Source organism: Cohnella baijiui (assembly GCF_020731285.1).
Lineage (GTDB): Bacteria > Bacillota > Bacilli > Paenibacillales > Paenibacillaceae > Cohnella.
Genome location: NZ_JAJFOW010000501.1, coordinates 1 through 212 on the forward strand (window position 1 = coordinate 1; position 212 = coordinate 212).

Here is a 212-nt window from a genome sequence, read left to right on the forward strand (position 1 = left end):
CTTTGCGGGCGGCACGGAGGCTTCGATAACCGACTTGTCTTTGGCCAGCTTTGGGAATGCTACAGCTTTATCTACAAGGAATGATTGTCCGGCTAAAGCAAGTCGTCCGTTTGATGAGAATCGGGATGGATTTGTCATGTCGGAAGGCGCAGGCATTCTCCTTCTCGAATCGTTGTCTCACGCATTACGAAGAAACGCACGAATTTATGCTG

At 49.5% G+C, this 212-nt stretch carries 1 protein-coding gene; it reads left to right on the forward strand.

Annotation, left to right across the window (positions count from 1 at the left end):
- On the forward strand, positions 1-212 hold a 212-nt coding region (locus LKX83_RS33540; RefSeq protein WP_304518371.1), incomplete at both ends, for a beta-ketoacyl synthase N-terminal-like domain-containing protein.